This window comes from Afipia sp. GW823-FHT06G09 (assembly GCF_058794875.1).
The window spans coordinates 207201-227135 of the sequence record NZ_JBXAHF010000002.1; the positions used below are offsets into that span (position 1 = coordinate 207201).

General features: G+C 62.9%; 19 protein-coding genes. 11 read left to right on the forward strand and 8 right to left on the reverse strand.

Annotated features, from left to right (window positions below; translation table 11 throughout):
- The first annotated feature begins 2 nt into the window (after positions 1 to 2).
- Both modB and modC read left to right on the forward strand, forming a co-directional pair.
- A complete protein-coding gene (gene modB, locus AC1Q67_RS08620; RefSeq protein ID WP_492234449.1) occupies positions 3 to 698 on the forward strand; it encodes a molybdate ABC transporter permease subunit in 696 nt (231 codons plus the stop codon).
- Between the two features lies 1 nt (position 699).
- The gene (modC, locus tag AC1Q67_RS08625; RefSeq protein ID WP_492234448.1) at positions 700 to 1371 is read left to right on the forward strand and encodes a molybdenum ABC transporter ATP-binding protein; all 672 of its coding nucleotides are present in this window, start codon (positions 700 to 702) and stop codon (positions 1369 to 1371) included.
- A 5-nt stretch (positions 1372 to 1376) separates the two neighbouring features.
- On the opposite strand, the gene AC1Q67_RS08630 is transcribed toward modC, so the two are convergent.
- Positions 1377 to 2249 carry an ABC transporter substrate-binding protein gene (locus AC1Q67_RS08630; RefSeq protein ID WP_492234447.1) on the reverse strand — a complete coding sequence of 291 codons (873 nt, stop codon included), beginning with the start codon at positions 2247 to 2249 and terminating at the stop codon, positions 1377 to 1379.
- 71 nt (positions 2250 to 2320) lie between these two features.
- On the opposite strand from AC1Q67_RS08630, the gene AC1Q67_RS08635 reads away from it, so the two are divergent.
- Both AC1Q67_RS08635 and AC1Q67_RS08640 read left to right on the forward strand, forming a co-directional pair.
- A complete protein-coding gene (locus tag AC1Q67_RS08635; protein WP_492234446.1) occupies positions 2321 to 3343 on the forward strand; it encodes a FecCD family ABC transporter permease in 1023 nt (340 codons plus the stop codon).
- Positions 3340 to 4125 (forward strand): ABC transporter ATP-binding protein, encoded by a 786-nt coding sequence (locus tag AC1Q67_RS08640; protein ID WP_492234445.1) that lies wholly within the window; start codon positions 3340 to 3342, stop codon positions 4123 to 4125. Before AC1Q67_RS08635 ends, AC1Q67_RS08640 begins: the two co-directional genes overlap by 4 nt.
- A 6-nt stretch (positions 4126 to 4131) precedes the next feature.
- Here AC1Q67_RS08640 and AC1Q67_RS08645 read toward each other — a convergent pair whose 3' ends face one another.
- Complete coding sequence (locus AC1Q67_RS08645) at positions 4132 to 5928, reverse strand: potassium/proton antiporter (protein ID WP_492234444.1); 1797 nt, start codon at positions 5926 to 5928, stop codon at positions 4132 to 4134.
- Between the two features lie 261 nt (positions 5929 to 6189).
- Here AC1Q67_RS08645 and AC1Q67_RS08650 point away from each other — a divergent pair, with 261 nt between their 5' ends.
- From AC1Q67_RS08650 to radC, 4 genes are all read left to right on the forward strand, one after another.
- Positions 6190 to 7503 (forward strand): mechanosensitive ion channel family protein, encoded by a 1314-nt coding sequence (locus AC1Q67_RS08650; protein ID WP_492234443.1) that lies wholly within the window; start codon positions 6190 to 6192, stop codon positions 7501 to 7503.
- On the forward strand, positions 7503 to 8231 hold the full coding sequence (sfsA, locus tag AC1Q67_RS08655; RefSeq protein ID WP_492234442.1) for a DNA/RNA nuclease SfsA: 729 nt from the start codon (positions 7503 to 7505) through the stop codon (positions 8229 to 8231). The genes AC1Q67_RS08650 and sfsA overlap by 1 nt, the downstream gene beginning before the upstream one ends.
- Positions 8232 to 8360: 129 nt before the next feature.
- Entirely contained in the window at positions 8361 to 9185 is an 825-nt protein-coding gene (gene map / locus AC1Q67_RS08660; RefSeq protein ID WP_024574491.1) for a type I methionyl aminopeptidase, read from the forward strand.
- A gap of 125 nt (positions 9186 to 9310) precedes the next feature.
- Positions 9311 to 10033, forward strand: a complete 723-nt coding sequence (gene radC, locus AC1Q67_RS08665) for a RadC family protein (RefSeq protein ID WP_492234441.1) — start codon at positions 9311 to 9313, stop codon at positions 10031 to 10033.
- A 2-nt stretch (positions 10034 to 10035) separates the two neighbouring features.
- Here radC and AC1Q67_RS08670 read toward each other — a convergent pair whose 3' ends face one another.
- The 5 genes from AC1Q67_RS08670 to AC1Q67_RS08690 are packed head-to-tail and all read right to left on the reverse strand — an operon-like array spanning position 10036 to position 14404.
- The gene (locus tag AC1Q67_RS08670) at positions 10036 to 10767 is read right to left on the reverse strand and encodes an AprI/Inh family metalloprotease inhibitor (RefSeq protein WP_492234440.1); all 732 of its coding nucleotides are present in this window, start codon (positions 10765 to 10767) and stop codon (positions 10036 to 10038) included.
- A gap of 2 nt (positions 10768 to 10769) precedes the next feature.
- Entirely contained in the window at positions 10770 to 11753 is a 984-nt protein-coding gene (locus AC1Q67_RS08675) for a 2-hydroxyacid dehydrogenase (protein ID WP_492234439.1), read from the reverse strand.
- The gene (locus AC1Q67_RS08680; protein ID WP_492234438.1) at positions 11753 to 12553 is read right to left on the reverse strand and encodes an ABC transporter permease; all 801 of its coding nucleotides are present in this window, start codon (positions 12551 to 12553) and stop codon (positions 11753 to 11755) included. Before AC1Q67_RS08680 ends, AC1Q67_RS08675 begins: the two co-directional genes overlap by 1 nt.
- Positions 12550 to 13365, reverse strand: coding sequence for an ABC transporter ATP-binding protein (locus AC1Q67_RS08685; RefSeq protein ID WP_492234437.1), 816 nt, complete (start codon positions 13363 to 13365; stop codon positions 12550 to 12552). Before AC1Q67_RS08685 ends, AC1Q67_RS08680 begins: the two co-directional genes overlap by 4 nt.
- A 19-nt stretch (positions 13366 to 13384) precedes the next feature.
- A complete protein-coding gene (locus AC1Q67_RS08690; protein WP_492234436.1) occupies positions 13385 to 14404 on the reverse strand; it encodes an ABC transporter substrate-binding protein in 1020 nt (339 codons plus the stop codon).
- A 97-nt stretch (positions 14405 to 14501) separates the two neighbouring features.
- On the opposite strand from AC1Q67_RS08690, the gene AC1Q67_RS08695 reads away from it, so the two are divergent.
- From AC1Q67_RS08695 to AC1Q67_RS08705, 3 genes are all read left to right on the forward strand, one after another.
- A complete protein-coding gene (locus AC1Q67_RS08695) occupies positions 14502 to 15317 on the forward strand; it encodes a creatininase family protein (RefSeq protein WP_492234435.1) in 816 nt (271 codons plus the stop codon).
- Positions 15318 to 15455: 138 nt separating this feature from the next.
- Positions 15456 to 15725 carry a hypothetical protein gene (locus AC1Q67_RS08700; RefSeq protein WP_492234434.1) on the forward strand — a complete coding sequence of 90 codons (270 nt, stop codon included), beginning with the start codon at positions 15456 to 15458 and terminating at the stop codon, positions 15723 to 15725.
- Between the two features lie 319 nt (positions 15726 to 16044).
- Positions 16045 to 18054: a carbohydrate porin gene (locus tag AC1Q67_RS08705; RefSeq protein WP_492234433.1), complete on the forward strand. Its 2010-nt coding sequence runs from the start codon at positions 16045 to 16047 to the stop codon at positions 18052 to 18054.
- On the opposite strand, the gene AC1Q67_RS08710 is transcribed toward AC1Q67_RS08705, so the two are convergent.
- Positions 18051 to 19733, reverse strand: a complete 1683-nt coding sequence (locus tag AC1Q67_RS08710; RefSeq protein ID WP_492234432.1) for an FMN-binding glutamate synthase family protein — start codon at positions 19731 to 19733, stop codon at positions 18051 to 18053. The two genes, AC1Q67_RS08705 and AC1Q67_RS08710, sit on opposite strands and share 4 nt — an antisense overlap.
- Positions 19734 to 19935 lie beyond the last annotated feature (202 nt).

Consider the following 19935-nt stretch of genomic DNA (forward strand, 5'->3'; position numbering starts at 1 on the left):
CTGTGTCCGAAATCTCCGCCGAAGAATGGACGGCGATCCTGCTCTCATTGCGGGTCGCCGCCGTTGCGACACTTGTCGCCACGCCCCTCGGCATCGCCGTGGCGTGGCTTCTGGCGCGGCGGAACTTCTGGGGCAAGGCGGCGCTTGATGCGCTGATCTATCTGCCGCTGGTGCTGCCGCCTGTCGTCACCGGCTATCTGCTGCTGCTGACCTTCGGACGTAAAGGCCTGGTCGGCGCGTGGCTTGCCGACACACTCGGTATCGTGTTCGCATTCCGCTGGACCGGCGCGGCGCTTGCCTGCGGCGTGATGTCGTTTCCGTTGCTGGTACGGCCCATACGGCTGTCCATCGAGGCGGTGGACCGCAAGCTCGAACAGGCGGCCAGCACGCTCGGCGCCGCGCCCTGGCGCGTGTTCCTGACTGTCACACTGCCGCTTGCGTTGCCGGGAATCCTGGCCGGCATGGTGCTCGGCTTCGCCAAAGCCATCGGCGAATTCGGCGCGACGATTACATTCGTCTCCAACATTCCCGGCGAAACGCAAACCATCTCGGCGGCGATCTATTCGCTGACCCAGACCCCGGACGGCGATACGGCTGCGCTGCGGCTTGTGATCGTATCGATCGCAATTGCCATGGCCGCACTGATCGCGTCTGAAATTCTTGCGCGTCGCGCGACGGCGCGGCTGCACGGTTATTGATATGCTGCTCGTCGACATTGAAAAGCAGCTTGGCGATTTCAGGCTTGAAACATCCTTCACAAGCGATGGGCTGGTGACCGGGCTGTTCGGCAATTCCGGCGCCGGCAAGACCTCGATCATCAACATGATCGCCGGGCTGGTGACGCCCGATCGCGGCCGCATCGTGCTCGACGGGGAAACGCTCGACGATACGGCTTTGCACCTGCACATTCCTCCGCACCGGCGGCGGATCGGTTACGTCTTTCAGGATGCAAGGCTGTTTCCGCATCTCAGCGTCCGGCAGAATCTCGATTACGGGCGGCGCATGAACCAGCTCGATCCGGATGCCGCCGCCGAAAAACATACCGTCGACCTTCTCGACATCGGACACCTGCTTAATCGGCGCCCCGCCCAACTCTCCGGCGGTGAGCGCCAGCGTGTGGCGCTCGGCCGCGCCCTGCTCGCGAAACCGCGCCTGCTGCTGCTCGACGAACCGCTCGGCTCGCTCGACGAGGAGCGGAAAGCGGAGATCCTTCCCTACTTCGTCCGGCTGCGCGATGAAGCCAGCGTGCCGATGGTGTTTGTCAGCCACGATGCCGGCGAGATGCGGCGGCTGGCGACCAATGTGGTCATCCTGAAGCGCGGCAAGATCGCCGCGAGCGGCGGTATCGAGGTTCTGCCAGCGGCGGTCTGAGGTCGTTACTTCAGCGTCTTGATCGCCGTCGCCAGATAGTCGAGCCCTTGCAATAGCGGCGGTCCGCCGCACAGCGTATAGCGCTCGGGGAGATCGATCCGCCGGTTCGCGCCATACCGCGCCAGCAGCGCCGGATGGGTGATGAACAGCGCGCCCTGATCCTGCGCCTCGCGCGGCGGGTCCTGCAAAACCAGCACGTCGGGTCCGTCAGTGAGCAGGTGCTCAAGTGATACGAAGCCGCCCTGCTGCGCCGACATGAAACCGCCCGCTCCTGCCGATTCGCGTTGCGGTGGCCGCAATCCGGCGATCGACAGCATGCCCGATGCCAGACTGGCCGGACCTTCCCGGTATCCTTCGCGCTGAATCACCAGCGCCGTCAGCGGCGGCTTCAACGCGACTGCCGACAGCCTCGCCTCGGCCTGTTCGATTTGCCGCGCCAGTGCCTCGCCACGCTCGGGATGACCGACAAGCTTTCCGACCTCGATGGCCTGGCGGCGTGCATCGGCGAGATTGCGGATCAGTTCGACATCCACCACGCGAATGCCCATCGCGCTCAGCATGGCATGGATCGGGCGATGGCTGGGTCCGCCCAGCACAAGATCGGGCTTGAGATTCACGACCGACTCCGCGTCCCAATCCAGACGGGGAAACGCCGCGGCCTTGTCCGTCATGACCGACAGAAGCGGATTGACAGCATAGGGCGATAATCCCGCGATCTGGGCGGGGTCGGCCAGCGCGAGCAGCAACTGATCGGCGCAGAGATTGAAGGACACAATGCGCTTCGGAGAGCCCTCCGCACGCACATCCTGCACGCTGCCGCAGAACGCCGCAAAAACGACCCAAACAAGCAGGCCCGCGAAGATGGTTTTCTTGATCATGACAGCCTGTTATGCCACGCCAATCGTATTGCGTCAGCGGCCCTTCTGCCGTGGAGATATGCCGGAACACAATGAAGAGCGATAGCCGAGGCGATATTCAGGGATCCCTGCTGACCGCGACGCTCGCCGTTCTGGTGGCGGTGCTGTTCGTGCTGTCGCTGATGACCGGGCCTGCATCCTTTTCGCCGCGTACGGTCATCGCATCATTGTTTTCCGATCAGGGCGTAGCGTCGATTATCGTCCGCGACATTCGTTTGCCGAGGACTCTCCTGGCCATGCTGATCGGCGCCACGTTCGGGCTGGCCGGTGCGTCGTTGCAGGGCCTGCTGCGCAATCCTCTCGCCGAACCGTCGCTGTTCGGCGCGCCGCAGGCGGCAGCGGCTGCGGCAGCGGCGATCATGGCCTTCGGGCTGGCCAACGCGCTGTCGCTGGCGGTGCCGCTGGCTGGCATCGCGGGCGCACTGCTCTCGGTCGGCGCACTGGTCGCCATTGCCGGACGCCGCGCCTCGCTGACAGTGACGCTGCTGGCGGGCCTCGCGCTCGCCAGTCTGGCGGGCGCAGCCATAGCCCTGATCCTCAATCTCGCGCCCAATCCATATATCGCGCTTGAGATTGCATTCTGGCTGCTCGGCTCGCTGCGCGATCGCAGCATGGAGCACGTCTGGCTTGCCGCACCCTTCATGATCGTGAGCTGGTTCGTGCTGGCGTATAACGCGACAGCCTTTCGCGCGCTCACGCTCGGTGAAGACGCCGCGGCCTCGCTCGGCATCAATGTCGAGCGCACGCGCGTGCTGGTGGTGATCGGTGTCGCGCTCGGCGTCGGCGCCGCCGTCTCGGTCGCTGGCGCCATCTCCTTCGTGGGGCTGGTCGCGCCGCATCTGGTGCGGCGGTTCTATGGATCGGAACCTGCGCGCGTGCTGCTGCCGGCATCACTGGCGGGCGCGGCGCTGCTGATGGCGGCGGATATCGCGGTGCGTCTGATCCCCGCCGTGATCGAGATCAAGATCGGCGTGGTGACGGCGCTGATCGGCGTGCCGTTCTTCCTGGCGATGATCTTCCATGAGCGCCGCGCGCTGGAGGACAGCACGCAATGAAACCGAATGCTGCCCCGCGCCTCGTCGCTTCCGGCATCACGGTCACCCGTGGGTCACGCCGGATCGTGGACAATGCCGATCTGACTTTGAATGCCGGCGAATTCACAATTCTCGCCGGACCGAACGGCGCGGGCAAAACCACACTGGCGCGCGCCGTGGCCGGTGTGATGAGAACGGAGGGTTCAATCGCCTTCGACGGCGTCAGCCTGCACGGTATGCAGCCTCGCGCACGGGCGCGTGCCATTTCCTATCTTCCGCAGGGACATGAATTTCACTGGCCGATGCGGGTGGACAGCATCGTTGCGCTCGGACGCGAACCTCATGCCGATCCGTTCTCGCAGACCTCCATCAGGGATCGGATCGCCATCGAGCGCGCCATCGAGGCAACCGCTGTCGGCGAGTTTTCTTCGCGGCTGATTACGACACTGTCAGGCGGGGAACGGGCGCGCGTCGCCATCGCGCGGGCCCTCGCCACCGAAGCGTCGGTCTTGATCGCAGATGAGCCGACGACCTCGCTGGATGAGCGCCACCAATTGATTGTCATGGATCTGCTTCAGCGGATCGCCCATGGCGGCACCGCCGTGCTTGCGATCATTCACGATCTCGCTTTGGCAATGCGGTTCGCCGATCGCGTGGTCATCATGAACGAGGGCCGCATCGTCGCCAACGATACCCCGCAGCTTGCACTGACACCTGATCGCATTGCGGAGATCTTCGGCATCTCGGTGAACCGCGTCGAGACGCCGGACGGACCGTTGCTGCTGCCGTCCCGCGCACTTTAAACAGGCTCAGCTCCCGAGCAGCCGGGTCCCGATCCGCGACAGCTTGCGTCTGGCGGCAGCGGTGCGGCTCAGTTCAGGGGCCGGCGGCTCCTCATCCTCCGGCAGCCGCAGACCGACCACGTTCACCCGGTTGCCGCCGATGCTCCGCGCCACCAGTACAATGGAATCGAGCGGCAAGGTCGCGCCGACGCGGGGCGCATGATCGAGATGAATGTCGAAATAATCCGCCAGTGTCAGATGCGCGTCGCTGGAGGCGATGGTGACGCCGTAAATATCGGCAACATCCTTGAGGGTCACGTCGCCAGGCATCATGAAGTCGCCGAGCAGATGCGGGTCCGGCGCCGGCACCACCGGCATGTCGACAAAGAAGCGATCCAGCGCCTCGGCTTTCTCCGGCGGCGCGAGCAGATAGAGGTAATCGCCCTTGACCACCGGCTCGGCTTCGACCGGCGACAGAATCTTCTCGTCGCGGATCACCAGCGTCGGCTTCGACCATGACGGGATCAGCCCGCGCTTCAGAAACAGGCTGTTGGCGCGGACCGGATAACCCACAAGCTGCTGTTCGAGCTGTCCCGGCAGATCGAGTTCGACGCGCCGGGGCCCGCGATCAGCCCGCGGCAACGCCACATGCAGGCGACGCGCCGCCGCAGCGAGGGTCCAGCCTTGCAGCAGCAGCGAAATAATGACAACCACGAAGGCGACGTCGAAATACACCTGCGCGTTCGGCAGCCCGACCAGCATTGGGATCGAGGCCAGAAAGATCGCGACCGCGCCGCGCAGGCCGACCCAGGCGATGAAAGTCCTTTCGCGCCAGTTGAACGGGAACGGCGCGAGGCAAAGAAACACCGCGACCGGCCGCGCCACCAGCATCAGCACCAGTGCTACCGCGACAGCCGGCAGCACGGTCGCCAGGGTTCGCTCGGGTGAAACCAGGAGACCGAGCAGCACGAACATCACGATCTGCGCCAGCCATGTCGCGGCGTCGAGAAATGCCACGACGGAATTGTGCGCGCGGGTCGGGCGATTTCCGATGATCATGCCGGCGAGATAGACGGCGAGGAATCCCGACGCGTGCGAGATCTGGGACACGCCGAAAATCACCAGTGCTGCGGTTGTCACAAAGGGCGCATGCAGTCCCTGCGGCAGGGAGATGCGATTCAGCGCGAATACGACAAGCCAGCCGCCGATGGCTCCGAAAAGCACACCGAGCACGCTCTCGCGTGCGAGTTGAAGCACGATATGTCCCGCCGAGCTTTGGCCGACCGACAGGAATTCCACCAGCATCAAGGTGAGGAAGATCGCAAACGGATCGTTGGTCCCGGATTCCACCTCAAGGGTCGCGCCGACGCGAGGACGCAGACGAAGACCCTGGCTGTGCACCAGAAGGAACACGGCGGCCGCGTCGGTAGAGCCCACGACAGCGCCGACCAGCAGCGCCTCGGGCCAGCCGATCCCGAGCGCGTATTTGGCGACGGGTGCTGTAATCAGCGCAGAGAGAAGCACGCCGATGGTGGCCAGCGCCGCCGATGGCGCCAGCACGGCGCGGATGCTCTGGAAGCGGGTCTTCAGGCCGCCGTCGAACAGGATCAGCGCCAGCGCCACCGAGCCGACCAGATAGGTCGATTGCACGTCATCGAAGCGGATGCCGCCGGGACCGCTGTCGCCTGCGAGAATACCGACAAAAAGGAAGACCAGCAGCAATGGGGCGCCGAAGCGCAGCGCCAGGAGGCTCGAGAGGATGCCCGCCATCACGAGGACCGAGCCGAGCAGAATGGCAATACTGACCGAGTCGAGGGATGCCATTAGCCGTGTGTCTCTCCGTGCATCGGTACGAGCCCCGAAATGCCTGCAAATTCATGAATATCGTCGCCGCCGCCCGCCGCCAACCGATTTGTCGTTCTCTTCCCTGTTGTGCCGGATTTGCTGGTGTTAAGTCGGCCCCACGCCGGATTCTCACACGCCCATAGCGGCGGAATGTGGGAATCTGGCGCAGTGATCGAATCGACCCCAGATCGAAGCCAAGGCAGCCGAAACCGGCCTGCCTCCTTTTGAGGTGAGTTGCCCATGGAATGGGATGATATCCAGCAGGCGCTGCAGGCGAGCATCAAATCCGCCGAGGCCTATCTCGTATCGCCCTGGTTCTACATGCAGGCGGGCATCGTCCTGGCCGCCGCGGGCCTGTCACTGGCTCTGGCGAGCTTCCTGCGCGCGCGGGTGAACCCGACATCGCTGGCGATGGGGCTTCCGGCGCCGCTGCGCGCGCTGATCCGTGTCCTGATGAGCCGCGCAGGCACGATCATCTTCGCGCTGCTGATCAGCATCTCCCGCGCCATCATCGTGAAAGCCGAGGTGATGCGGCACGGCTACCTGCTGTCCACCGCAGCCAGTCTGGCGACCGCGTGGGTCATCATCCGGCTGGCGACGGGACTGATCCGGAATGAACTCGTGGTCCGTGCGGTCTCGGTGGCAGCGTGGATCGTGGCCGCCCTGAGCATTATCGGCAAGCTGGACGATGTGGCGACCGCGCTGGACTCGGTCGCGATCCCGCTCGGCGCGCTGCGTGTCACCCCTCTGCTGGTCCTGAAGGTCGCGGTGTCTCTCGGCATCGCGCTATGGCTGGTCAACATCCTCGGCAACTTCCTCGAAGCCCGCATTTCGCGCTCCCGCGATCTCACACCATCGGTTCAGGTGCTGCTGATCAAGATGGTCCGCCTGGCGCTGATGGTCGCCGCATTCGCAGTGGTCATGAGCGCAGCGGGCATCGACCTGTCCGCCTTTGCGCTGTTTTCCGGCGCCATCGGCGTCGGTCTCGGCTTCGGCTTGCAGAAGATCGTCGCCAATTTCATCAGCGGCGTGATCCTGCTGGCGGACAAGTCGGTGAAGCCCGGCGACCTCATCACCATCGGCGACAGTTCGGGAAAGATCAGCGCGATGAACACGCGCTATATTTCCGTCGCGGCGGGTGACGGCCGCGAAATCCTGATTCCGAATGAAGATCTGGTGACCCAGCGGGTGGTCAACTGGACCTATACCAACAGGAACATGCTGGTGAAGGTCAACTTCGCGACCAACTACGATGCCGACCCGAATGTGGTGTGCAAGCTCGCGATCGACATCGCAACCCAGACCGCGAACGTCGCGACCTTCAAGGCGCCGAACTGCCTGCTCACGGAGTTCGCCGAAACCGGCATGAAGTTCTCGCTGACCTTCTGGGTGGCTGACCTCGATGTCGGCGCCGACAACATTCGCAGCGAGGTGATGCTGAAGCTGTGGAACGCCTTCAAGAGCGAGAACATCCGCGTGCCGTATCCCGTGCGCGAAATCCGCGTGCGCGGCGGCGCGCTGCCGGTCGAAACCGTTGTCGACGTGCAAAGCTGATGCGCTTCGCCAGCGAACTGATGCCGGCGACCCTGATCCGCCGCTACAAGCGTTTTCTCGCCGACGTCGAACTCGCCGACGGCAGCGTCATCACCGCGCATGTCGCCAATCCCGGCGCCATGACCGGCCTGCAGGCCGAAGGCGCGCGGGTCTGGCTGTCGAAGTCGCCGAGCCTTGCGCGCAAGCTGCCCTACTCCTGGGAACTGATCGAGGTGGACTTCGGCAGCGGTGTTGAGCTGACCGGCGTCAACACCATGCATCCCAATCCGGTGGTCGCCGAAGCACTCGCAGCCGGCGCGATTCCGGAATTGACGGGCTATGCAAGCATTCGCCGCGAGGTGAAGTACGGCCGCACCATCAACGGCAAGGGCTCACGCATCGACTTTCTGCTGGAAGATCCTTCGCGGCCACCCTGTTATGTCGAAGTCAAGAACGTGCACCTCATGAGGCGCCAAGGCGTCGCCGAGTTCCCGGATTCGGTAACGGCACGCGGCGCCAAGCATCTCGACGAGTTGGCGGAGATGGTCGCTTCGGGCGCCCGCGCGGTGATGCTGTTCGTGATCCAGATCGGCTCGGCCCAATCGTTTGCACTGGCGCGCGACATCGATCCGGCCTATGCGCGCGCCTTCGACAGGGCCCGGCTGGCTGGCGTCGAGGCTCTTGCGTGGACATGCGATCTCACCCACCGCGATATCAGGCTGGGGCGTTCCATTCCGATCGAGACCTAAACAGGGCAGAAATGCCCTGAAAACAGGGCTGGGCAGCCCGGCGGATGCTGCGGCTTGCACTGGGGGCTGCATCCATTAAATTGGGCGGATGCACCCTCAAATTTCCTCGATTTCAAGCCAGATTCGCTCATGAACTACGTCGAAGCCACCGAAACCTCGCTGCGAAAGACCGGGCAGATCAAGCTGCACGGCCCCCAGGCGTTTGCCGGCATGCGCAAGGCCGGAGCCCTGGTCGCGCGATGTCTCGATGAACTGGCCGCCATCGTCCGCCCCGGGATCTTCACCTCGCAGATCGACGATTTCGTTCGCAAGTTCGCCTTCGACCACAAGGCCTATCCCGCGACGCTGATGTATCGCGGCTATCGCTATTCGACCTGCACCTCGATCAACCATGTCGTCTGCCACGGCATGCCCGGCGACCGGCCCCTCAAGGAAGGCGATATCGTCAACGTGGACGTGACGATGATTGTCGACGGCTGGTATGGCGACTCGAGCCGCATGTATGCCGTCGGCGAAATTTCGCGCCGTGCGGAGCGGCTGATCGACGTGACCTATGAGGCGATGATGCGCGGCATTGCCGCCGTGAAGCCTGGCGCCACCACCGGCGACATCGGCCATGCCATCCAGAGCTTCGTCGAGCCGCAGCAGATGAGCGTGGTGCGCGATTTCTGCGGGCATGGCCTCGGCCGCATGTTCCATGACGAACCGAACATCATTCACGTCGGCCGCCCCGGCGAGGGCGTCGAATTGAAGCCCGGCATGTTCTTCACCATCGAGCCGATGATCAATCTCGGCAAGCCGCATGTGAAGGTGCTGTCCGACGGATGGACCGCGGTGACCCGCGACCGTTCGCTGTCGGCCCAGTTCGAACATTCGGTCGGCGTGACCCAGGACGGCGTGGAAATCTTCACGCTCTCCCCCGGCAAGCTGGACAAGCCGCCTTACAAGGTCTGACGCTCTGGCTTCGCGCGGATGGACATATCCGCATTCAGCAAGGATTCTTGATACTGGAATAAACCCGGTTGCAAATGCAGCCGGGCGCGGCGATGCTTGCAGCATACTTGAGCACGCATTCCGTCATGCCCGCAAAATCCGACGATCCGTCCGCGTCATCCGGCTTCTCCGAAGCGCCGCACTATCATGGTCATCGCGAACGGCTGCGGGATCGCTTCCGCGAGGCGGGCGCTGATGCGCTGAGCGATTACGAACTGCTCGAAATGGTGCTGTTCCGCGCGCTGCCGCGCCGTGACGTCAAGCCGCTGGCGAAGGCGCTGATCGGGAAATTCGGATCGTTCGCCGAAGTGGTTCACGCGCCGGAATTGCGCCTGAAGGAAGTCAGCGGCCTCGGGGATTCCGCGATCACCGAAATCAAGCTGATCGCGGCGACCGCAAGCCGCGTCGCGAAGGGGCAGATCAGCAAAGAAAAGACCGTGCTGTCGTCGTGGTCAAACGTGATCGAGTATTGTCGCGCCGCCATGGCCTTTGCCGACAAGGAGCAGTTCCGCATCCTGTTTCTCGACAAGCGCAATCAGTTGATCGCGGACGAATTGCAGCAGGTCGGCACCGTCGATCACACGCCGGTCTATCCGCGCGAAGTGGTCAAGCGCGCGCTGGAGCTGTCCGCCACCGCGATCATTCTGGTGCACAACCATCCCTCCGGCGATCCGACGCCATCGACCGCCGACATCCAGATGACGAAATCGATCATGTCGATTTCGAGCCCGCTTGGAATCTCGGTGCACGATCACATCATCGTCGGCAAGAACGGGCATGCGAGTTTGAAGGGAATGCGGCTGATTTAAAACTACTGCCGTGTCAGCAGCAGCGGATCGGCGCTGTCGGGAATGCGCCGCCACTGCGCGTTGTCGTCGGCCTCGAAGCGCCAGATTTCGCCCTTCGCCGACTGCAGCAGCAATTCGCCACGCTCGATACGCCATATGGTCGGCGCGAAAGTCGTCACCAGCGGATCGCAACGCGGCTTTAGATACACCGCGAAATTCTCCGGTGTCGTCGCTTCGGTATTGGTCAGGGTCAATCCGCAGATCGCCTTGCCGCTGCCGCGCACCATCGCCCAGTCGCCGATCAGCTGATCGGCGGATTTCGACAGGGCGCGCGCAGCCGCGAGATTCTGCAAGAGATACACGCCCTCGCCCTGCCGCAGGCCTTCGAAGATGCCGCTTTCGACCTCGGTCACATCGATGACCGATTGCCCCGCCGCATCCTGCAGCCGCACGATGTCGAGTCCTTTTACGCTCCACGCCACGATGCTCTTGGTGAAGGGCAGCGCCGCGCTGCATCCCTTATCAAGCTCCAGCTTCAGGCCCTGCGGGGTGGAATCGCTCTTCAGCGTCACAATGCAGGTCTTGTCGCGGCCTGCGGTCGACAACTCCCACTCTCCGACCATTTCCTTGGTGAGAGAACGCGCGTCCTGCGCCACTGCGTCCGGTACGATCACGAGAACTCCCGCCAATGCGAGCAGGCAAACCCGCCCAATTAGCAGACGTTTCGTGAGTCCAGACAGCGCAGCGCGAAGCATGCTCAGCGGCCTTTCACCGGCGTTTCCGCGATGGGGGTCAACGGCGCCTTGCCGGAGAACCACAGCTTGAGATTGTCGACCACGAGCTGATCCATGGCATTGCGCGTGGTGATCGAGGCCGATGCAATATGCGGCAGCAGCACCACGTTCTGCATCGCCTTCAATGCATCCGGCACTTCCGGCTCGTTCGCGAACACATCGAGACCGGCGGCCATGATGGTGCCGTCCTTGAGCGCCGCGATCAACGCGTCTTCGTCCGCCACCGATCCGCGCGCGACATTGATAAATACGCCGCGCGGCCCGAGCGCCTTGAGCACCTCGGCATTGATCATTTTCGCGGTGGATGGACCTCCGGGCGTGATGGCGATCAGCGTATCGACGTCCTTGGCCATCTCGATCAGGTTCGGGTAATGCTTGTAGCTCACGCCCTTCGCGGGATTGCGTGAGTGATAAACCACCGGCACCAGCGATGCATCGAGGCGGCGCGCAATGGCCTGGCCGATGCGCCCCATGCCGACCATGCCGACCTTGCGGTCACGCAGCGAACCGGGGCTGAGCGGAAAGCCCTTCGTGGTCCAATGCCCTGCCCGCAGATACCGGTCCGCCTTGATGAACTCGCGCAATGTCGCGATCAGCAGACCGAGCGCGGTGTCCGCGACTTCTTCGGTCAGCACGTCCGGCGTGTTGGTGACAATAATGTTGTGCCCGGCAGCGTATTTCGAATCGATATGGTCGTAACCGACCCCGAAGCTGGACACGATTTCGGTCTTCGGAAACCGTGCCAGCATCTCCGCATCGGCCTGCACCAGGCCGGTCACCGCGACGCCGCGAATGCGGTCCGCAACTTCAGGGGTCATCCGGCCAAGGTCGCGCTGGTTCTCGAATTTGTGGAGAACGAAGTTCGCGGGAAAACCGTTATCGATGACCGGCTTTGAAGGGCCGTACACCAGCACATCGATCTTTTCCTGAGACCCGTTCGCAGCCATTAGTTTTCCTTTCCAAGCGCGCTTTCGTGCCAGCGTCGTAGCACAAGATACGAGGCCAGCGAGAGACCCAAATAGATGACAATTCCGGCAATCGAGAGCAGCAGCAGCGCCGCGAACATCCGCGGGATGTTGAGCCGGTAGCCGGCCTCGGCGATCCGGTAGGCCAGTCCGGAACCGGCCCCGGCCGAGCCCGCAGCGATTTCGGCGACCACAGCGCCGATCAGCGACAGTCCTCCGGCGATCCGCAGACCTCCGAGAATATGCGGCAGCGCCGAAGGCAGCTTCAGGCGCCGCAGGGTCTGCGTACGCGTGGCCCCGTACAGTTCGAACAGACCGAGCAGATTGCGATCGACCGAATTCAGCCCCAGCGTGGTGTTCGACAGCACCGGAAAGAAGGACACAATCCAGGCGCAGACCACGACAGCCAGATGCTGCGGCAGGTAGATCAGCAGCAGCGGCGCGATCGCGATGACCGGCGTGACCTGAAGGATCACCGCATAGGGCAGCAGCGCATATTCCAGCCATTTCGAACGGCTGAACAACACCGCAAGCGCGATGCCGCCGACCGCCGCCGCAATGAACCCCTGAACCGTGGTCGACAGCGTCGTCAGTAGCGATCCGAACAGAAGCGGCCAGTCCTGCACGAGAGTGGTGAAAACGACGCTCGGTGCGGGCAGCACATAGACCGGAAGATTGTTGATGCGAACCACAGCCTCCCAGACTGCAACGCCTGCAGCCAGGGCGATCAGCGGCAGAAGGATTCTCAGCAAGCGTGCCGGCGATGACTCCCGCGCCGTCATGGGGCAACTCCCGCGCCACTTGCCCTGGCGAGCGCCGCGGACACATCGCGGCAGTGCGCTGCATACTCCGCGGATGTACGGAATTCCTCGCCGCGCGGCTCGGCTGCATCGATGCGAAATTCGCGCGCGATGCGCCCGGGCCGGGATGTCATGATCAGCACGCGCTGCGACAGGTACACCGACTCGAACACCGAATGCGTCACGAACACGACGGTCTTGCCCAGCTTGCGCCAGAGCGCGAGCAGGTCGTTGTTCAGCTTGAAGCGCGTGATTTCGTCGAGCGCCGCGAACGGTTCATCCATCAGAAGAATATCCGGATCGGTCACCAGCGCCCGCGCCAGCGAGACCCGCATCTTCATGCCGCCGGACAGCTCGCGCGGATAGACCTCCGCGAACTCCGCGAGCCCGACTTGAGCCAGCGCCTGATTGACGCGCGTTGTTGCGTCAGCGCGGGATGCATCGGTCAGATCGAGCGGAAGCTGGACATTGCCGCGCACGCTCGCCCACGGCATCAGGGTCGGCTCCTGAAACACGAAGCCGACAGTGTGGCGCGAACGATCCCTCGCATCGCGCCCGGCGACCTGCACGGCGCCGGATGTCGGCTCGCTCAGACCGGCGATGATGCGCAGCGCCGTAGACTTGCCGCAGCCGGACGGCCCGAGCAGCGACACGAATTCTCCCGCCCGAACCGTCAGGTCGAGCGGGCCCAAGGCGGCAACGCCGTTGTCGTAGACCTTGGTGACGCCGCGCAGCGACACTGCCGCGCCACCCCGCGGCCTGCCCTGCGTATCGTCAGCTTCAAGGATGGACATTCCGGGAAATCCGCCGCCGTCAGTTCTTCGGCCGCAGGTTAAGACCCACAGCCTTGTTGACGAAGCGCAAGGTGTAGGCCTTGCGATAATCGATGTCGCGCCGCGTCACTCCCGCGCGAACCATCTTGCCGAAAAACTGCGCCATGTGCGCATCGCTCATCGCGCCAATGCCGTCCTTCAAGGTGTCGCCGGAATCGACGATGCCGTACTGCTTCATCTTCTCGACAGAGTAAGCGAGCAGATCGTCGGTCATCTCGGGATTGGCTTTCTTGATGAGCGCATTGCCGGCGCGGTTATCGCCATAGAGATAGGTGTACCAGCCGGTCACCGACGCATCGACAAAGCGCTGCACCAGATCGGCCTTCTTCTCGGCGAAGGCGGTTCTGGTTTCGATCAGCGTCGAATAGGCGTTGAAGCCATAGTCGGCGAGCAGGATCACCGTCGGCTTGAATTTCGCCTGCTTCTCGACCGCGAACGGTTCGGACGTCACATAGCCCTGCATTGCGCTGTTCTTGTCGGCAAGAAACGGCTGCGCGTTGAAAGTGTAGGGCTTCACGTTCTCCTCGCTGAAGCCGTATTCGGATTTCAGCCACTGGAAGTAGGTCGGCATCCCTTCTTTGGAGACAAACAGCGTCAGCGGCTTGAGGTCTTCCAGTTTGGTGACCTTGGATTGAGGATGCGCCAGGAAAACCTGCGGATCCTTTTGAAAAATCGCGGCAACGGCGACCACGGGGACGTTGTTCGCGACCGCATCGAACGATTGCAGTGTATTCGCGCTCATGAAGAACTCGATCTTGCCGGCGATCAACTGGATGCGGTTGTTGACGTTGGGTCCGCCGGGAACGATCGTCACGTCGAGGCCGTAACGCGCATAAGTGCCATCCGCCACAGCCTGATAGAATCCGCCATGCTCGGCCTGCGCCACCCAGTTGGTGCCGAACGACACCTTGTCCAGCCCCCCCGGCGCCTGCGCATATGCGGGCGCGGCGGCGAGCGCCATCCCGACGAGAAACGCGCGCAGCAAGTGGCTGGGGGGCATCATTGGACTCCGTTGGGCGTTTTGCCCATGATGGGCATCGCAAGGCTACTCTGCTAATTGATTCAATGAAACGCCTGTTCGAAGAAACCCGCGCACGATGATCTCCAAGCCTCCGCATGACTGGACCGGAATTGACCTGTCCGGCATCGACAAGACCGATGCCGCACACTGGATCGCCGTCTTGCCACTCGCGGCAACCGAGCAGCACGGGCCGCATCTGCCGCTCGAGACCGATACCCTGATCGCGCAGGCCTATCTCGGCCGCGTGCGCGCGATCGTGCCCGACAGAATGCCGGTCACGTTTCTGCCGATCGAACAGGTGGGCATTTCGACCGAGCATACCGACTATCCCGGTACGCAGACACTGACGACCGATGTCGCGCTCAGCAAGTGGATGGCGCTCTGCGACACGGTCGCGCAAACGGGCATCCGCAAGCTCGTCATTGTCACCAGCCATGGCGGCAACAGCGCCGCGATGGCGCTGATCGCGCAGGATCTGCGCGCCAAGCATCAGATGCTCGCGGTGACCACAAGCTGGAGCCGGTTCGGCGCGCCGGACGGATTATTCCCGGCCGATGAATTGCGTTTCGGGATTCATGGCGGCGCGGTTGAAACCTCGATCATGCTTGCGGCATTTCCCGATCAGGTCAGAAAAGACCGCCTGGCAAATTTCGAGTCTGCAGAAAAACAGATGACGAAGGACTTCCGCTGGCTTTCGGCAGGACGCCCCGCACCGTTCGCCTGGGCAATGCAGGATCTCAATCCGCTGGGCGCGGTCGGCGATGCCACGACAGCCACGGCGGAGAAAGGCGCAGCGCTGATCGAACATGGCGCGCGCGCCTTCGTTGAATTGCTCGACGACGTCCGCAGGTTCGATCTTGCGCGGCTCTCAAACCGGCCCCAAATGCCGTGATGCCACGCAAGATATTGAATTAATTTGATTTTTTGAGATTTCGATTTTTCAAAAGAATCTTCGAACCGAATTCCGTCAGCTCACCACCAATTGGCATGCGGTCCAGACGGACTGCCCCAAACAAGGATGGAGAGTTTCATGTCGATCAAGACCAGGATTGCCGCCCTCGCTGTTGCTGCTGTCGCTTTGACCGGTGGCATCGCCGCCACCACCCAGGAAGCCCACGCCGGCAAGTTTCATCATCACCATGGCGTCGGCATCGGTGTCGGCCTCGCCGCCGGCGCGCTGTTCGCCGCCGCTGCCAGCAACGCTTACGCCAACGACTATTACGGCTATCGCCGCTGCGGCTGGGTCCGCCAGTTCGACGCCTACGGCAATTACATCGGCCGCGTTCGCAGCTGCTACTGATCCGCTTCAAAGTTGAGTTCGGCGCGACGCCTCATCCACGCCGCGTCGACCCAAGGACCCGCCCGGTTGTCCCCCCGGGCGGGTCATTTCATTTTTGCTTGCGCGATTCGCGGAGCGTCTCTAAGCCACAGCTGCATGTCGTCTGATTGTCACATAACAATGCCATGGGTCCCGGGCGAATTCCGGCCGGCCCACAGATCGGCTGCTCACAAGCAAAACAATCACTTGAGAACAATTCGCAAATACCGCCAAATGCCAGCAAGCCCGGTTCTTTCTGGTCCCTCCACCCGCAGATGCGATCCCGTGCGCTGGCCGTTTCATGATCTCGATCAAACGCCACATAGTCCTGATGAAAGGCGCAGTCGCGGGACTTGCGCTGGGAGCGACGTCGCTTGATGTCGTGCTGGCGGCCGACGCCGCCCTGCCCCTTAAAGCGCCGCGGGTTGCGCCGGTTTTTGACTGGAGCGGTCTCTATGTCGGCGGGCACGTCGGCTACGGCGGCGGCAGCTTTGGTCCAGGCACCAATCCGTTGCCACAGCAAGGCATCTTCTTTCCGCACACCATCACCGGTCTGATCGGCGGCTATCAGGCGGGATACAACCTGCAGCTTCCGAACAAATGGGTGGTCGGCGTCGAAGCCGATATTTCCTTTACGAGTCCGCTCGATCGTCCGAAGCTGGTGCCTGCGCCATTCCACACGACGTTCGATTACTTCGGCACGGCGCGCGGCCGCATCGGCTACGGCTTCGGGACGTGGCTGCCTTATGTGACCGGCGGCGCCGCGTGGGGACGCACCCGCGTCGATCTCAATGACCCCGCAGGCGACGTGATCGGCAACAAGTCGCGCATGCATCTGGGCTGGGTTGCCGGCGCCGGCGTCGAATTCGCGATGGGCGGCAACTGGTCCGGCAAGGTCGAGTACAACTACATCGATCTTGGCGCGCGCACCTATGGGCTCGGCGACGTGCCGCTGCCCGATGTGCGGGTCGATCCGCAGGTTCACACCGTCAAGCTCGGACTGAACTACCGGCTGTGGGATGCACCTCCATGGGTGACAGGCGCCGCGATCAAGCCGCCTTCGCTTCCGGAATCCACCGACTGGAATGTTCACGGCCAGACCACGGTGATCACCCAAGGCTATCCGTCCTTCCGCGCGCCGTACCAGGGGCCGAACAGCCTGCCCGGCGCCGGACGCACCCGCGAGACCTGGACCGCCGGCGCGTTTCTCGGCTGGCGGCTGTGGGAGGGCGGAGAATTTTACTTCAACCCTGAACTCGCACAGGGATTCGGCATCGGCAGCACGCTCGGTCTTGCCGGCTTCTCGAATGGCGAAGCGCAGAAGGGCGGAGCGGAGTATCCGAAATTCCGCGCGCAGCGCTATTTCTTCCGCCAGACCTTCGGTCTCGGCGGCGAACAGGAAGACGTCGCCGACGCCGCCAATCAGTTGCCGGGCAAGCGGGACATCAATCGCGTCACGGTGACGGTGGGGCGCTTTGCCGTCGGCGATTACTTCGACGGCAACTCCTACGCAAAGGATCCGCGCGCCGATTTCCTGAACTGGGCGATGTGGGCCTCCGCCGCCTACGACTTCCCGGCCGATCTGCCGGGCTTCACGCGCGGCGCCGTGGTCGAACTCAACCGCAAGGACTGGGCGATCAGGGCCGGCCTGTTCCAGGTGCCGTCGCAGCCCAACAGCGACGTGCTCACCTTCAAAACCGGCGGCGCGGTGGTCGAATTCGAGGAGCGCCATACGATCTTCAACCAGCCCGGCAAGCTGCGCGTCGGCGTATTCGCCAACAAAGGCAACACCGCCAGCTATCGCGATGTGCTTGGAATCAGCACGGCAAATCCGGGTCTGGACATCAACGACATTGTCATCGGCGAGCGGCGCGAGCGATCCAAGTACGGATTCTATGTCAACGCCGAACAGCAGGTCGCAACCGACATCGGCATCTTCGCGCGCGCGAGCTGGAACGACGGCCAGAACGAGATCCTCTCGTTCACGGATGTCGACCGGAGCGTGTCCGGCGGCGTTTCAGTTAAAGGCAGCTACTGGGGACGGCCGGCCGACACCATCGGCCTCGGCGGAGCCATCAACGGACTGTCGGGCGCACACCGCGATTTCCTGGCCGCCGGCGGCAAGGGTCTTTTGATCGGCGATGGCCGGTTGAACTACAGCAACGAGCGCATTCTGGAGACCTACTACGCGCTGGCGCTCAGCAAGGCCTTCACCTTCACCGCCGATTATCAGCTGATCGTAAACCCCGCCTACAACGCGGACCGCGGACCGGTCTCGATCTTCTCAGGACGCCTGCACGGCGAGTTCTAGGCCCCAACTCCGCGCACGGCGACCGGCGTCGCCGGCATGGACGCAGGTGGCACCGGGAGCGGCGCAAACGATTCCGCCTGCGCGAATGCCCAGGCATGGAAGCGCGGACTATCGACCTTGCCTTCGAGCAATTCGCCCGGACGAAGCTGCGGATAAAGCCGCGCGAACGACAGCACATCGGTTCCGGATATCCGGTGCGAGAAGTGAATCGGGCGAATTTCCTGCGGGTGGCTGAGACCAGATGCTGCGATCAGTTCCGCCAGCGCATGCAGCGTGGCGCGATGATAGTTGTAAACGCGCGTGGTCTTGTCCGGCACCACCAGAGCGCGGCTGCGCGTCGGGTCCTGGGTCGTCACGCCGGTGGGGCAGCGATCGGTATGACAGCTCAGCGACTGGATGCAGCCGAGCGCGAACATGAAGCCGCGCGCGGAATTGCACCAGTCCGCGCCGAGCGCCATGGCGCGCGCGAGATCGAAACCTGTCGCGATCTTGCCGGCCGCGCCGATCCGAATGCGGTCCCGCGCATTGATGCCGATCAGCGCATTGTGAACGAAGCTGACGCCTTCGCGCATCGGCATGCCAAGATGGTCCATGAACTCGGCCGGCGCCGCACCGGTGCCGCCCTCGTTGCCATCGACCACGATGAAGTCGGGATAGATTCCCGTTTTCACCATCGCCTTGCAGATCGCAAGAAATTCCCAGCGGTGACCGATGCAGAGCTTGAAGCCGACAGGCTTGCCGCCCGACAGCCGCCGCATCTCGCCGATGAACTGCATCATCTCGATCGGAGTTGAGAAGGCGCGGTGATAGGCCGGCGAAATGCAGTCTTCGCCCATCGGAACGCCGCGAATGCGCGAGATTTCCTCGGACACTTTCGCCGCCGGAAGCACGCCGCCGTGCCCCGGTTTGGCGCCCTGGCTGACCTTCAGTTCGATCATCTTGATCTGGTCGTCATTCGCAACCTTTGCGAACAGCTCAGGATTGAACGTTCCGTCGGGATTGCGGCAGCCGAAATATCCCGAGCCGATTTCCCAGATCAGGTCGCCGCCGTTCTCACGATGATACGGGCTTACTCCGCCCTCACCGGTATCGTGCGCGAAGTTGCCCCTCTTGGCACCGGCATTGAGCGCGCGAACCGCATTGGGGCTGAGCGCACCGAAGCTCATCGCGGAGATATTGAACACCGACGCCGAGTACGGCTTCGTACAGTCCGGACCGCCGATGGTGATACGGAAATGCTCATCGGCCGGTGGCTTCGGCGAGACCGAATGGTTCATCCATTCATAGCCTTCGGCGTAGACATCTTCCTGCGTGCCGAACGGGCGCTTGTCGAGCACCATCTTGGCGCGCTGATAAACCACCGCACGCGTGTCACGGCTGAACGGCTTGCCGTCCTTTTCACTCTCGAAGAAATACTGCCGCATCTCGGGGCGGATTTCCTCCAGGAGAAACCGGATATGCGCAGAGATCGGATAGTTGCGCAAAACCGCGTGGCTCTTCTGCAGCATGTCGTGGATGCCGAGCACCGACAGCGACCCGAAAATCGTGATCGGAATGGCAAACAGAAAAATATGCTTGAAGTCGTAGTAGATCGCGCAGCCAACCAGAAGCGCGGTGATGCAAATGCAAAGAGTCAGGATAATAAAGCGGGGCGAAAGCAGCAGCGAGAGCGTTTCCATAAAAACCTCGGCAGCAATTCATAAGCCGTAGCGGCAGTCCGCATGTTGGCGCGTTTCACGACGCAGGTCGATAGCGCAGCGAGAACAGCATCGATAGACGGGAACTATACACCAAAGCGTGAGGCACCGGCATCGGAAGTGCCGCGGGATATGCCGGCGCTTTGACGTCATGCTGTCATATCGCGAACGTAGAACCTGCGGC